This window comes from Fischerella major NIES-592, assembly GCF_001904645.1.
Taxonomy (GTDB): Bacteria; Cyanobacteriota; Cyanobacteriia; order Cyanobacteriales; family Nostocaceae; genus Fischerella; species Fischerella thermalis.
The window spans coordinates 198,409-212,326 of sequence record NZ_MRCA01000009.1 but is presented as its reverse complement, the minus strand read 5'-3'; the positions used below and the strand labels follow the sequence as shown (position 1 = coordinate 212,326).

Annotated in this window: 12 protein-coding genes; all 12 read right to left on the bottom strand. The window is 38.3% G+C overall.

The features are described from left to right. Window positions 1-143: 143 nt before the first annotated feature. Window positions 144-1,151 (bottom strand): glycosyltransferase, encoded by a 1,008-nt coding sequence (locus NIES592_RS16965; RefSeq protein ID WP_073556370.1) that lies wholly within the window; start codon window positions 1,149-1,151, stop codon window positions 144-146. Between the two features lie 10 nt (window positions 1,152-1,161). Continuing rightward, on the bottom strand, window positions 1,162-1,845 hold the full coding sequence (locus tag NIES592_RS16960) for a class I SAM-dependent methyltransferase (protein WP_073556369.1): 684 nt from the start codon (window positions 1,843-1,845) through the stop codon (window positions 1,162-1,164). Between the two features lie 54 nt (window positions 1,846-1,899). Continuing rightward, on the bottom strand, window positions 1,900-2,853 hold the full coding sequence (locus NIES592_RS16955; RefSeq protein WP_256678162.1) for a glycosyltransferase: 954 nt from the start codon (window positions 2,851-2,853) through the stop codon (window positions 1,900-1,902). A 55-nt stretch (window positions 2,854-2,908) separates the two neighbouring features. Beyond that, the gene (locus tag NIES592_RS16950) at window positions 2,909-4,159 is read right to left on the bottom strand and encodes a glycosyltransferase (protein ID WP_256678161.1); all 1,251 of its coding nucleotides are present in this window, start codon (window positions 4,157-4,159) and stop codon (window positions 2,909-2,911) included. After that, window positions 4,153-5,298, bottom strand: a complete 1,146-nt coding sequence (locus NIES592_RS16945; RefSeq protein ID WP_073556367.1) for a glycosyltransferase family 4 protein — start codon at window positions 5,296-5,298, stop codon at window positions 4,153-4,155. The genes NIES592_RS16950 and NIES592_RS16945 overlap by 7 nt, the downstream gene beginning before the upstream one ends. A gap of 7 nt (window positions 5,299-5,305) precedes the next feature. Next, window positions 5,306-6,367 carry a CgeB family protein gene (locus NIES592_RS16940; protein WP_073556366.1) on the bottom strand — a complete coding sequence of 354 codons (1,062 nt, stop codon included), beginning with the start codon at window positions 6,365-6,367 and terminating at the stop codon, window positions 5,306-5,308. Further along, window positions 6,368-7,558 (bottom strand): glycosyltransferase family 4 protein, encoded by a 1,191-nt coding sequence (locus NIES592_RS16935; RefSeq protein WP_073556365.1) that lies wholly within the window; start codon window positions 7,556-7,558, stop codon window positions 6,368-6,370. Between the two features lie 40 nt (window positions 7,559-7,598). Continuing rightward, entirely contained in the window at window positions 7,599-8,399 is an 801-nt protein-coding gene (locus tag NIES592_RS16930) for an FkbM family methyltransferase (protein WP_218600601.1), read from the bottom strand. 88 nt (window positions 8,400-8,487) lie between these two features. Continuing rightward, complete coding sequence (locus tag NIES592_RS16925) at window positions 8,488-9,831, bottom strand: glycosyltransferase (protein ID WP_073556363.1); 1,344 nt, start codon at window positions 9,829-9,831, stop codon at window positions 8,488-8,490. A gap of 1 nt (window position 9,832) precedes the next feature. After that, window positions 9,833-10,828, bottom strand: a complete 996-nt coding sequence (locus NIES592_RS16920) for a glycosyltransferase (protein WP_073556362.1) — start codon at window positions 10,826-10,828, stop codon at window positions 9,833-9,835. Window positions 10,829-11,004: 176 nt separating this feature from the next. Further along, window positions 11,005-12,231 carry a glycosyltransferase family 4 protein gene (locus tag NIES592_RS16915; protein WP_073556361.1) on the bottom strand — a complete coding sequence of 409 codons (1,227 nt, stop codon included), beginning with the start codon at window positions 12,229-12,231 and terminating at the stop codon, window positions 11,005-11,007. 26 nt (window positions 12,232-12,257) lie between these two features. Continuing rightward, window positions 12,258-13,916 carry a glycosyltransferase gene (locus NIES592_RS16910; RefSeq protein ID WP_073556360.1) on the bottom strand — a complete coding sequence of 553 codons (1,659 nt, stop codon included), beginning with the start codon at window positions 13,914-13,916 and terminating at the stop codon, window positions 12,258-12,260. Window positions 13,917-13,918 lie beyond the last annotated feature (2 nt).

Genomic DNA, 13,918 nt, shown 5'->3' with positions numbered 1-13,918 from the left:
TTTTTTACCAGGCGCAAGGAATATTGCGTCTCCATATTCAATTCACATCAGGCGTCATTGATAATTTTTATTTACACCCATAGCCAAGATTACCTTGATTATGTATTTTCAAAACAATAATGCTAGTCAAAAACTACTATTAATTAGACATCTAATTTGAAAATTTGCAGTAGATTTTTTGCTCTCTGTACAGTAGTATTTTCCCTTACCCAAGCTAAAGCAGCTAATCTAAGTCTAGAATATTCTTCTTCACTTATATTATCTATTTGACGCATGAGGTCATCGTAGTTTTGATAAATAATAGAATTATTTCTATTTAATCCATGAGGAGCGCAAGTTTTAGGCTTGTCATCTAAATTGCGGAAACAAGGTACACAGCCATTAGCTGCTATTTCATAGTGACGTAAACAGTCCCATCCTGACCTTTTAGTTGTAATCCCAAATTTGGAAGTTTGCAAGTCGGAATAGTATTCTGCTTCTGATTCAAAAGCATAACTAGTAGTGCTTCCTGGGATTCTCTTAGCTATTTCTACATCAACAATATGCTTAGGAAATAGCTTTGTTTTTTGAGGCAAATTTTTAACTATTTTTTCTTCTGGAATTGAAAAAGAAATTGTTCGGAAATTACGGGGAGTTGGTAAATATTTACAGATAAAAACAGGAGGCAATTTAAACCAAAAATGACGAATTGTCTCTAAAGTCCATTCTCGTTTAAAATAAAGAAATTGTTGATGTGCCTTGGGTAAAAACCACCACTTAGGTTCTCGCCACCACTTTCCAGCATAACCATAGGGCTGAGGTGTATCATCCCCATCTATAATTGCAGTATTTCTAAAATTTAAGTAAGGTAGAAATTCTATAAATAAACCAAAATTTTTAAAGATTGCCGGAAAAATAATCAGATCAAAAAATCCGTTACGGATCTTAAAATCAATTTCAGTTCTATCCACAGGAATATCTTCTAGCAATCCATAGAGAGTAAATCCATTGCCGTATAATTTAACTTTAGATTCCTGAACATAATTTTTATATAGATGAGCGCATTTGGGAAAATCAACTACGTTTTCCTTTAAGAGACTTCTTAGTCCATGTAGAAGTCCATCTGCTAAATAATCCTCTCCATAAGGAGAAATGAAAAGTACCTTAGTCATAGCTAAAAGTCTATCCCTTGCGATAAGCTACCATTAAAATTTCACTACCACATAGATTAGGTAGCCATTGGCAACCAAGCTCATCTAACTTAGTGCGAAGATTGGGATGAAGTAAATGATGACGCAAAAAACCAAGAGGGATACTACCATTAACTGAATGGTGTGTTAATTCTATTTCGGATATTGGTTGTATTAAATATTTAGGAGCTGTATAGAAAGTATAAAAATGCAGGTGGGTTTTATCCATTATCCCACCTTCTGTATACTCAAACCTACCTAAGGCTAACTTCCAACGAACCCGCCAGTTAGATATATTTGGTAAGGCAATAATGACTTTTCCCCCTATCTTTAAATAAGGTAGTAATTTCTGAATTGCTGCTACTGGTTCTACTAAATGCTCCAAGACATGGGAGAAAATTAAAACATCAAACTCCTGTTTTAAAAACGCAGGTATTTCATCTCGTTCTATGTCTAAGCAAGCACAAAAATCTAATTTTTGTTTTGCTAGGTTAGATTCCATAATCGAACTAGTAATTCCGGTTATGTGAACTGAAGGATAGACAGAACGAATAAGTTGTCCTGTATCTCCCGCCCCACAACCTATATCTAAAATTTTTAGATCATGTTCATCTAATAGTTTTACAATAGATGGATTACCTTGATTTGAGTAAACAATATCTTTAGTAAGTACCATAATAATTCATTCCAAAAATAATTTTACAAAAGCCTTGATGTCATTTATCAAATATTAAACAAACTTTGGCTGAGGCTTATATAGATGATTATTCAAGGTGATTAACCAGAAAAATAAACCAAAAGAAAAATCTCCAAGTCCCATTATTTTTAAGATACGCAAGAAGTTATTGATCTTTTTATATTTCAGACAATAGAGACTATGATGTACATCAAGCACATTTTGTCGCATTTGACAATAAAACTTTGCCTGAAAATGAACATTTTTAGGGAGTATAGTTAGAATTTTAGAACGTATTTCTCGGTTCTCTGAAATAACTCGCACTCCGGATTCTGAGGTACGACTTAATTGTTTATCATGAGAGCGAACTTTCAATAAATGTTTGTGAATAACTCCTAGTTTTTTTGTTTGACAAATCCTTACCCACATTTCATAATCACCTGAAACATAAAGTGATTCGTTAAATAAACCAATTTCATCAATACATTCTCTTCTAATACAAACTGTAGAAAGATTACCAGGAATACAGCCATAATAATAGAATAACTGCATACTTAGATGGGAATCAATTACATCTGGTAAATCTTTTAAAGCACCCTGACTAAGAGTCATTCCGTTTCGATCAATTATGTGGCTTTTGCAAAATGAAATATCAATCTCTGGATGGTTCTCAAAAAAAAGTATCTCGTTTTCTAAACAGTCACTAAAGAGAATGTCATCTTGACAAATAAAACGTATTATTGGGGCATTAGCTAATTTTAAAATTAAATTCAAATTTTTAAATAGCCCTTGATTTTTTTGATTCGATAAATATATGATTCTTGGATCTGAAAACTCTTGAATTATGTTGTGTGAATCGTCAGTTGAACAATCATTACTAATGAGCAATTCAAAGTTAGTAAAACTTTGATTTAAAATAGAATTTATACATTCACGTATATATCGTTGACCATTGAATACAGGTAATAATATTGATATTTTTGGATGAAATTGAGTATCGATATGCATATTTTCAAAATAAACCTTTATTAACTTAAAAATTTTTACTTAGTCTAGGTTTTCACTACTCATTTTTCACTTCACTACTACAAACTAATTCTTGAATTTTTTTGAACAAAGGATAAAAGGCAGACTCGTAATTATATTTTTCTTCAAAAGCTTGCCTAGCTGCTAAGCACATAGCTTGGTATTTATTAAAGTCACTCATGATATCCTCAACAGCAGAGGCGATAGATTTAGGGTTATCAGGATCGGCAAAACGTACCCAACTCTCATTAGCAAGGTGTTCTCGGTAGTTTGGTTGATCACTTACAATCACAGGTAGACCACAGGCAGCATACTCATATATTTTATTTGATGCTGTTCCCATAGTTCGGTGGTTTATACCAGTCTTTTTATATAAACAAACACCTAAAGATGCCTTCCAAGTATGTGGAGGCAAATCATTATAAGGTACTGGTGGAAAATATTTAACACGCTCAGCAACATTCTTGGTAATAGTAAAATTTCTGATGACTAGCTTGTCTGCTTCTTGAATATACCCAATCAATTTGATCTCTATTGACTGATTTAAAAAATCTAAGGATTCGATGAGTTCCAAAAGGGAATTTTTAACCGAAATAGTTCCTTGTAGTAAAATTTGAGGATTGTGAAAACGCTCTAATAGGAGATTTGGAAAATTTGGGTGTTCTTGAAAATATGATTTTCTGGGGAAATTAGGTACTACCATTGTTTTTCCCAAAAAATTTGTCAACTTTTTAAAAAATAAAGCTCTTTCTTGAGACGGAAAAATTACAAAATTAGCCTTATGTACCCACTTGCGTTCACCTCTTTGAACCCATCCTGATAGAGAAGATAGGGGAAATAATTTTTCATTGAGATCATGATTATGGTAGATTAGTGGAATACTTTTAGTTTGCAATAGCAAGCAGAAATAAGCAACTGTATAGGCGAAATAATCGTAGGCATAAATCAAAGATACATCTTTTAACAGCTTCTGAGCTTGTGCTACAAAGTTAATATATTCCCACAGCTTAGCTTCAAGCGATTGTTTTTCTCGTTCTCTGACTGATGTATATTTTCCTAAACGATGCACTTTCACATTGGCAGGGTATTTCCAAATAGCAGGATCTTGATTACGACCAATCAAAACTACATCAAAATGTTCTGATAATAAGTGAACGGCGTTTATTGTTGGAGGATAATGGTCAGGATTTGCATATATAAGCATCCCGATGGTTTTATGTGCCATTGCTCTATTTTTTAATATATTGGAATTAAAATTATGCAGTAGTAAAAATATACTGACTAACAAATTTGTAAATAAGCATTAGTTATTTTTTCACCGTAGTCATCCCAAGTTAGAGACTTGCGTGCCTGTTCTAGAGCATTTTTCCCCATTTCGTCTCGTTTATCTGGATTTTCATAAAAGAAAAGAATTTTTGTTTTCAAAGCTTCTATATCTCGAATAGGAATAGAAAAACCATCAATTTCATTGCGCACAATATCTTCACCACCTGTATTAGTCGTATGAATTACAGGTAGTCCACAGGCCATTGCTTGAGGAATTACCATTCCAAAACCATCTTCAATGGAAGCTAAAGAAAATACTGAGCATTGAGAGTAAAACCAACGCAATTTTTGTTGAGGATGTGTCCCTTTAATCAGAATGCGATCGCTCTGATATTTTGCTATAAAAGGCTTGATTTCGGGAGTGATTGCACCTACAAGCCATAATTCGGCGTTAGGTAAGTTTAATTCCCAAAAAGCTTGCAATAAATATTGGACACCTTTACGCAATGATAAAGAGCCGCAATGAATCACTCGAAATATATTATCTTGTTTTGCAACTGGATAAAATTCTGCTAAAGAAGTTCCATAAGGGACAAGAATAAGCTTACTTTCTGGTATTCCCTGTGCTAAGAAAGTACGCTTTACAAATAGACTCGCAATAGCTATTCTGTCAGCATCATCATAAGCTTGTATTTCTCTTTCGTAGATTCCAGGATGTGTTTCAGTGAAACTTAATCCCCATTTTTCATATTCTTCTGTGAGAATTTCTGTTTGGTAATGCATATGGCTGCTACCGCGCTCAATTATTGTTTTAGCGCCGAGTTCTTTCGCCCGATGCACAGACCAGTAATTAGATCCTGACCAACCAACAAACAAATCAAATCCTGGTGATAAATAATTTGTGACTGAGCGGTCAAATTGTTCTAAAAACCATAGCTGCAAATTGCGATCGCCCCTCATCCATCTTGGTAATTTATACCAACCACGAGATAGAGCTTCCAATTGCCATAGAGAGTGAATTAATTTCTGATCAATCCCATACTTAGTAATTGCAAAAGCCGGATAAGTAGAAATTAACTTTTGTAAATAACCTCTTTTTTGCAATTGTTGGGCTAAGTTAAATGCATGAAAACGTCCCCAAACAGACACACAGACTTTCATTAGTATCTTATGCCTCCTTTGGGTGTAGTAACTTCATATCACTACCCTGAGACGATCTCAATGTTTGATAAAGATTAGCAATTTCTGTCACTCTATCATTAATTGTGTTGACTAGTGCTTTCTGATAACCAGCCTCTGCAACAGCTTTAATTAAATCAGAATTTTGTAAAAGATACTCTACTTTTTGTCTTAACTCATCCGGACTCGAAAAATATACAGCTTCTTGATCTTCTATAAATAAACTCAATAACTCTTGACTCCGTTCACTCAGCATCAGTGTTCCTGTAGCAGGAATTTCATAGGTTCTAATATTGTGTCCTTCTTCATTCTGGGGACGTAAAATATTAAGACCCATTTTGGCAGAGCCTAAAATATCAGGGATTTGTTCATAGCTACACATTCCCTGGCACAAACCCTTTAATACAGGTTCTTGACAGTGAGTATTCCAGTAGTTTGATCCCCAAAGTCCTAAGCGATAGTCTGCGATCGCTTTTAAATACTGCTCTCGCTTGCGGCTACTATCCCAGTTACCGATAAACGCTACATCATATATTGGGTGAGCCTGGTGTTTGGGATAGTGATATTCAACATCACTACAAAAAGGGTGAAACAAAGCTCTTTTGACACCATTTTCTTTGAGCCGTTCAACTAATTTTTGACTCCAAATAAAAGCAGCATCCCACAAGGGAAATCCTCGTTGTACCCAAGAATTAGTGTGGGTATGATGAGTATCTACAGGATTATCGGTATAAAATACGACAGCCAGACCAGATTGCTGGAATGCCAAAATAGTATCAGGATGAACTAAGCGAGGAGAAGCAACAAAAGTCAAATCAGGCTGAAAATGATTTACTGTTGCCAATAATTTGGCATTTGCTGACTTTGCTAGTGTTTGCCATGCCACTCGCCATGCTATTTTGTCCCACAACGAACCAGAAGCTAAACTGGGTGCAGCTTTGCTCCAGGCAAAATATTCTACATCACAGCCAAACTGAGAAAATCCTCGTCCGTAAACTTCCTCGGTACGACCTATTTCTGCGGTTTCTCCTACAATCAAAACTTTTTTCATTTAACCTACTCTCACCTGTAAGTAATTTAAGGCTTGTTTGAGTCCCTGCAAATCTTCCTGATAGCTCCAGTTTTGAATTTGTTTGAGGCTGATCTCTCCTGCGGAAATACTGTTAGCGATCGCCCAACGAATTGCCTCAGCTAAAGCCGTGATATCACCTACAGGATAAATTTGTCCATTTTGTCCGTCTTTCACCAAGTCAGATGCACAGCCTACTTGATCACTGACAACCACAGCTTTACCTGCATTCATAACTTCATTAATTGCCAATCCCCAAGGCTCAAAACCAGAGGGTAAGACAAACACATCACACAAATCATACATAGCAGGCATTTGGGACTGATTCTGAAAACCTAAAAAGCGAATCGATTGCCAACCTGTTGCCTTCGCCTCAGCTTCCAGAGTTGGACGCAGAATCCCATCTCCCACAAACAATAGGTAAGGTTCTGGTTCTTGCACACCATCAACCGAGAGTAATCGATAAGCTGCTAACAAATCCTGGGGACGCTTGACATCAATCAGTTTGGCAGCATAGAGAATAATTGGTCTGGCTGGATCTAAATTCAGCGATTTTCGTAGTTCCTGACGATGAGGAAGTCCTAGCATAACTTGCTTTTGGAAATATTCATTATCAACCGCATAAGGAACTCGAAATAGACGCTTTTCTTCAACTCCATAGTTTCTGTAAAACTGATAGTTGAGAGTCCCGATGTAAAGAAATCCAGCTATTTTCTCAAAAAGCCAGTTCAGAAAAACTCTTTTTGCTATTTTTTTCAGAGAATTAGTCGGTTCACTGATACCATTAGATTCTCCCCGCAGCAAAACAGGAATACCCAATTTATTTGCTGCCAGCACCGCTTGTATACTACATAGCCAAGACCAACCATGCACCCAAACAACATCAAATTTTCCTTGTTCTAACTGTTTGAGAATGTCTGTTGCGATCGGTTGTTGTAACCAACTTTGCCACTGCTTGCTACCCCAGCAATTTAAAAAATAGTAATCATAACCCTGCGTTAATGGCACATCCCATGCAATTAATCGCCCAAATCCTTCATCTTGATAAGCCTTTAAAGAAAAATCACTGTAGAAAAAAACTTTCAAATCGATTTCTGGATCGGCAGCAACAAGCCGCAATAAAGGAGCCTGATACTGAATTGGATGAGAGACAAAGTAAGCTACACTTAGCATCAGTTAAGGTTAAAATCTCAAAAATTTATAGTTGATAGCTTTATTCATGCCAATCGCAATTAATTTGCAGCCTACCTAATGATTGCAGTTCTTGTTCTAGACCTGGAAGGTGATAGATGCATTGACCATGACATTTTGTCAGAATGTAACCGTAAGTCTGCAACAATTTGTGAATTTCAGCACATTTTTCCCAACCGCAAATGCTTTCATGGTACTCCATAGCAATAAAATCTATTTGGTGTTTCTTCAAGATATTATTTCCACCAGCAATTACTAAATACTCTGCACCCTCACAGTCAATTTTGAGCAGACGCACTCTCTCTAATGAATTTCTTTGAAAAAACGCATCCAATGTAGTGGTGGGAACTTTCTCGTAAGTAGAACCAAGTTTCCAATGCCGAAAGAAACTACTAGCTCCTGTATTTGTAGAAGGGCGTAAGAAGAGATTAACTTCGCCTTGTTGATTAGAAATAGCAATAGGATGAACAACTATTGAATTGACACAATTAAGGCTAATATTCTCCTGAATAATACGTTGTAAACGGCTTTGAGGCTCAATGCAATGAACAGTACCATTTTGAATTAAAGATGAAGCTAGCACAGAGAAGTATCCTTCATTTCCACCAACATCTACAAACACGTCATTAGCCCGTAAAACTAACTCTAGAAATCGTGACATTTGAGGTTCATAGACTCCTTGACACAAAAGTTCTAATCCAAATACAGAGACAGGATCTACCAAGAACTTTTGACCTCTTTTTGTGCAAACATATTGTCGCTTTACTCTCAGTAGCTGCTTTGCGAATACACCTAGTTGGGTAGGTCTAATTTTTAGCAGCATAGTGTACATCTTTATATTCTGAGTATTTGTAGATAACATATTGCTTTTGTTTTCAGAAAGGTGCATCATAAAATATTCTTGTTAGCAATTAAATGGGTTTGGAAAATAAGTCGCCGTTTGCATAGAGCTGATAAATTGATAACATCTGAGTTGCCACTGCCTCCATTGTTTGGGGAGACTTAATACCAGCACCAAGCCGCATCAGTAGTTGCCTATCTTGGCATAATCTTTGTAGTTGTTGACTCCAGGCAACTACAGACGCAGGTTCTACTAAAATGCCGTTGACTTCGTGCTGAACTAGTTCAGCAATGCCGCCTAAATTAGAACCAATCACAGGAACTCCAGCGGCAAAGGCTTCTAGCACTACCATTGGCCCAGTCTCTAACCATTGAGAAGGAACAGCTAACAAGTCATAATCTGTCAGGGTTGATATCACATTTTCAGGTGCAACTGGGGGTTTGAAACTGATGCGTTGGTCATTTGCTGTTATAGTTTGCAGTTGTTGTTGATAAGCACTACCGCTTGCACCTTGGGAAACACCATAGATATCTAAATTAATTGGCAAGTTAGGGACTACTTGTAAAGCTTTGATCAGAATATGAATTCCTTTAGTGGGATCGAGCCTACCCAAAAAAGCAATTTTTAAAGTTGATTTAGCATATCTTGGCTGAGAGTTAATCGTTTCTGGTAAGTTGTGACAAAGACCTTGGCGAATAACAGTAATTTTGTCCTGAGGAACGTGGTTGAGTAACAAAACATCTCTGACCCAGTTGCAGACTGCGACAATGTGATTAACTTCCGCTAATAGGGTGCGTAAAGTAGTATGGCGCAGACTAACTAATTCTGTCATTCTTAAGGCCGTCCAAGTACGCCCTTGTAAATTCAAATCGCCTAGCCACTTTCCTACCTGGGTTGGCAAATTAGCGATCGCTTTCGCAATGTTTTTATCTAGTCCCAAACCTTGCAGTGTACACTGAGTGCAAGCATGTAAATCTATCTGACCATCACAGATTTGTGTTCCCCAGCGCATTAAAGTTCCTCTTTGACAAGTAACGGTTGGGGTATGGTATGTAAACACAACAGGAATTTTTCGTTGTTTCGCAGCTTGTACTATTCGCAGAGAAACACCTGATGTCAAAGCATGGAGATGTACTATATCTGGTTGTTCAGCATCCAGAAGACGGCTGAACTCTATGGCTGCATGTATATCCCCTTCTCCATAATTTTCTCGTAGATTTTTGAGTTGCTTCGACATTCCATATCGCCGTACTGGTAGCTGATGATGTAGGTAGGACTGACTAGTTTCTCCCGGCGCTGCAACTATAACTTCAACACTTTGTTGCTGCAAGTAGCGTGACAAAGCCTCAACGTAAACTTCTGTTCCGCCAACGGGATCGGGATAGAAGCAGAAAGGGACTTGAATTATTTTCACGTTAGGTAGAAGTGATAGGAAATTTGGGAGTCAAGCTGTGAATCATCTTTTTGATCCGACGATAGTTGAGAGCGATCGCCTCCGCTTGCTCATATCCGAACCATTGAGATATTTGTCTCAATGTTCTCGGACTAGAAGGAAGATAGTTAGGATTCAGATGATGAATTTTGGCAAGCACTTCTTTGAACTTTAAGCGATCGTATTCAAAGTAAAATCTGGCTACCTGTCCGTAAGTCTTCTCTAACGCGCTCCGGCGTTCTGGAGTTATACTGCCATTAACTTTCCAGAAATCCTCTACTTGGCAAGCATTATTGAAACAATCTAAAACGAATTTGGCAGGGTTGCGGCGAGACAAACTATCTTTTTTATGGACTCGGTAATCTGCTTGTACGCCAGGCACATAAATAAAATTTCCCCCCACCAAAGCTGCATCTAAGAGAAAGCGAGCATCTTGAATGATAGGTAAAGATTCATTCCAACAGCCAATTTTCTCTACAAGACGACGATGGTAAAGTAAGGCAGCAGGTGGTGCCCAGAAATCTGTAAATAATGCTATCTGGGGATCAGCATGAATATCTTCAATTCGCCTAGCTACCACTTCCCCTGGATGATATTTGCCATCTTCCCCTTCTTCTAGTCGTTGCCAGTCTGAGTATGCAACATCTGCATCGTTATTAATAAGAGCATTTACCCGTTTTTCTAATGCATCTACCCGCAATAAATCATCTGCATCTAAATATTGAATAAATCTACCTTGTGCTAATTCTGTTCCTCGATTACGTGCAGCACTTGCTCCTTGATTAGAGGTAAATTCAGCTTTCACTCTTGAGCCAAAAGAGCGAATTAAAGTCGCTGTATTGTCTGTTGAACCATCATCAATAAGAATAATTTCAAGATCCTTTAATGTTTGCTCAAATACACTCTCTAAGGTTTCTGTTAAAAAAGATGCTGCATTATAGCATGGAATAATTACTGAAACTAAGGGTCTGATAATCATTTAAAAAATATTTCTATTGTTTTTTGTAAGTATTAGATATTTCCAGAAATTAATTATGCGTTACCCAAAATCTTTGTAGAGACGCTTCAAGCAGCGCGTCTCTAGATTCTTTTTCACCAGATGTCTATGAAAGTCGATACTATTTATTGCAATGCTGAAAGCATAATTAAGCATATTTAGTTTCTTGATAACTGATGGTAAATTTCAATGTATCGTTTTGCCTGAAGTTCTAACCTGTATTCACTCAGAGCTATTTGTCGACAGTTTTGCCCCATCTGCTGGCGCTGTTGGTTATCTTCTAAAAGCTGCACAATGCCATTACACAAATCTTGAGCATCCTCTGGTGAGGCTAAATAGCCAGTGATACCTGGACGTACTAAATCTGGGACACCACCAATTTTGAAAGAAACCATCGCAGTCCCACAAGCCATGCTCTCTTGCAGTACTAACGGTAGATTATCAGCACGAGTCGGAAAAATAAACAGATCAGCGGCACAATAGGCAATGGACTTGAGACGATCGCTGCTTACGTACCCAAGATTCAGGTTAGGCATTCCCACTACTTCCGCAAGAGATTCACTACCATAACCGATAGTCAGAAGTATAGTCTCCGCTTTTAGTGAATCTGGTAAGGCTTGCAGAGCTTTGACTAGTAAGTCGCCACCCTTGCGGGTATATTTTATATCTAAAGCTGCAAACATTAAAACTTTTTTATCTGTTGGAATGCCAAGGATGGAACGGCATTTTTCAGTGTCAAGAGGCTGATAAGCTTCCGTATCAATACCATAAGGAATGTGATGAATTGACTTGTCTTGCAGCATACTCTGCTTCACTTGCTCAGCCAGCCAAGTACTGGGAGTCACTATGGTGAGGTGAGAGCGGCTGTAAACCCAGTTTTTTAGTTTCCACTCTAGGTAAGTATTATCTCTGGCAATGGCTGGATAGGTATCTGGATAAGGACATTTGCCACAACCAAACTTCCAGCGATCGCAATCATAACTATAAGAGCAATGCCCAGTAAAGCTCCACATATCATGGAGCGTAAAAACAGCAGGCTTATTTTCCGTTAAATAGGGAATTGCTAAGTAGTTAAAATAACCAGTATGCAAGTTGTGAAAGTTAAGAATATCTGCTTGTTTATAGAAGTTATGCTTGGGAATATCAAAACTGCCGAGCCAGTTAATATCATTAAGTCCAAAATGGCAAGCGAAGCGATAACACAAATTTTCCACACGGTACTTACTGCGAGGAGCAGTTGCTACGCAGTCACTGCTGCTTGTGAGCGTTCCCACCAATATGCGCGAGTCTACACCTTGAGCTAGCAAACCTTGATGTAGTCGGTAACCTGCGATTCCTGCTCCATTACCGAGACCATCAGATTGATTGATATGTAAAATATTCATCTTGGAAAAATATTTTTATCTGTTGCCTATTGCCCATTGCCCATTTTCAATACAGAACGTAAAGGTAAGTAGTAGCGCAAGCGAAACCACTCAGGTAGTAAAAGACTTATTTGGTTTTGCCAACCATGCTTTTTAGCCAACCGCATCCAATGGTAAAGTCTCTGTTCAAAAGGCATAATTGGTAATCGAGGCTGGATCATATCGTCAAGTTCACAATTCCAACTATGGTCGCGAATCCAGAAGACATCTGGCTCGGTTATAAACATTTGATCCATAGGAGATGAAGTAACTTTTACCCGAGGTAGAGTAGCAGCACGGGTGTACACCTCTTCCAAGTTATGCTGCCAATTACTTCCCATGTGTACCTCAACAATACGCCTCCTCGTTGCTTCTCCTAATGAGAGTCGTAATTCTTCATCTGCGACTAAGCGCGATAGAACAGTTGTGTACTCCTCGAGGTCGTGTACGCGAATCAAATTCCCAGTCAAACCAGGCATATCGGCACCAAGGATTTCACACGCATCGGAGGAGTATGGGTAGCGACTCACCAACGGTACACCATAGCTTCCTGCTTCCAGTAGTGATGTAATCGAAACAAAAGGATAGGAATCAACATAAATATCAGCTGCCTGGTAGTATACAGCAGTATCCTCAGTGTGTCCAAGAGCTATGATTCTTCCTTGAGTTTGCTGTATGGCAGTTGACCAATCTTCACTACCACCTGGGCCAATAACAACTAGGATAGCGCGGTCATGTTTTTTTAATAGTGGAACGTGTGCATCAGCAAAACTTATGCCGTCAGTCTTTCTGTATTTAGGCGCCCTAGCAATAGAGAGTAGTAGAGTGCTGTTTTCAGCAATGCCAAGCTGTTGCTTTGCCTGTGTGCGAGAAAGCTGTCTGTGAGAGGGTTCCAAAATAGTAGGCAGGAGCATGTTACGCTCTGCTTCAATACCCCGGCGCTTTTGTGAAAGACGCATACCAGACTCACGGAGATTTGCAACAACATCACTAACGGCTGCTCCCAACCAAAAGCAGTGATCGCCGTGATTTACATAAATAATCGGTGGAGATAGTTCTTTATTGGCAAAGGCAATTATTGGAATGACATCGTGTTCCCATACATGTAGTACCACGATATCCGCTGTCGCGGCAATTTTCCGTAATCGTTTGGCTCGAGAGACAAAACCACCGATGGTTTCGTTCAGTAAGAATATTTTGCCGTGACTATTGCTTACCAACTCTGTTAAGATTTGAGGCACTTCATGCGGTGCTTGCTTTGTCAAGGCCAGGGAATGCGATCGCTGTGTATCTTGCTGTATCCAGCGTCGAATAAATCTAGGAATACCACCGAAAGGTGAAGAAATATTGGTAGAAACATGCAGGATATTTTTTGGCCTTTTGGATAAAGAAGGTTCTGGAGTGGGAGCGAGGGTTGTTTGTGTGATCTGGTGTCCTATTTTTAGGAGGATATTTTCCAGTTCCGGGCTGTTAAAAAGACCACAATGTTTAAACTGTGCATGAAAAGCTGCAATTTCTGCATATACAGCCGCCGCGTTATAATTACCACGATCTGCGAAGTCTCTTGCCTCAGCAACCAGGTTGCGAAAAACCTCAAAATTTTGTGGAATGAGTAGGCTGTTTTCCTCTCGCCAAAGGCTGAGTGTATTGTTAGCTAATTTCTCCATAC

What these genes read in the sequence shown, in the direction of transcription:
- NIES592_RS16965 (WP_073556370.1), bottom strand. Translation starts at nt 1,151, where the DNA reads ATGACTAAGGTACTTTTCATTTCTCCTTATGGAGAGGATTATTTAGCA.
- NIES592_RS16960 (WP_073556369.1), bottom strand. Translation starts at nt 1,845, where the DNA reads ATGGTACTTACTAAAGATATTGTTTACTCAAATCAAGGTAATCCATCT.
- NIES592_RS16955 (WP_256678162.1), bottom strand. Translation starts at nt 2,853, where the DNA reads ATGCATATCGATACTCAATTTCATCCAAAAATATCAATATTATTACCT.
- NIES592_RS16945 (WP_073556367.1), bottom strand. Translation starts at nt 5,298, where the DNA reads ATGAAAGTCTGTGTGTCTGTTTGGGGACGTTTTCATGCATTTAACTTA.
- NIES592_RS16940 (WP_073556366.1), bottom strand. Translation starts at nt 6,367, where the DNA reads ATGAAAAAAGTTTTGATTGTAGGAGAAACCGCAGAAATAGGTCGTACC.
- NIES592_RS16935 (WP_073556365.1), bottom strand. Translation starts at nt 7,558, where the DNA reads ATGCTAAGTGTAGCTTACTTTGTCTCTCATCCAATTCAGTATCAGGCT.
- NIES592_RS16930 (WP_218600601.1), bottom strand. Translation starts at nt 8,399, where the DNA reads ATGCTGCTAAAAATTAGACCTACCCAACTAGGTGTATTCGCAAAGCAG.
- NIES592_RS16920 (WP_073556362.1), bottom strand. Translation starts at nt 10,828, where the DNA reads ATGATTATCAGACCCTTAGTTTCAGTAATTATTCCATGCTATAATGCA.
- NIES592_RS16915 (WP_073556361.1), bottom strand. Translation starts at nt 12,231, where the DNA reads ATGAATATTTTACATATCAATCAATCTGATGGTCTCGGTAATGGAGCA.
- NIES592_RS16910 (WP_073556360.1), bottom strand. Translation starts at nt 13,916, where the DNA reads ATGGAGAAATTAGCTAACAATACACTCAGCCTTTGGCGAGAGGAAAAC.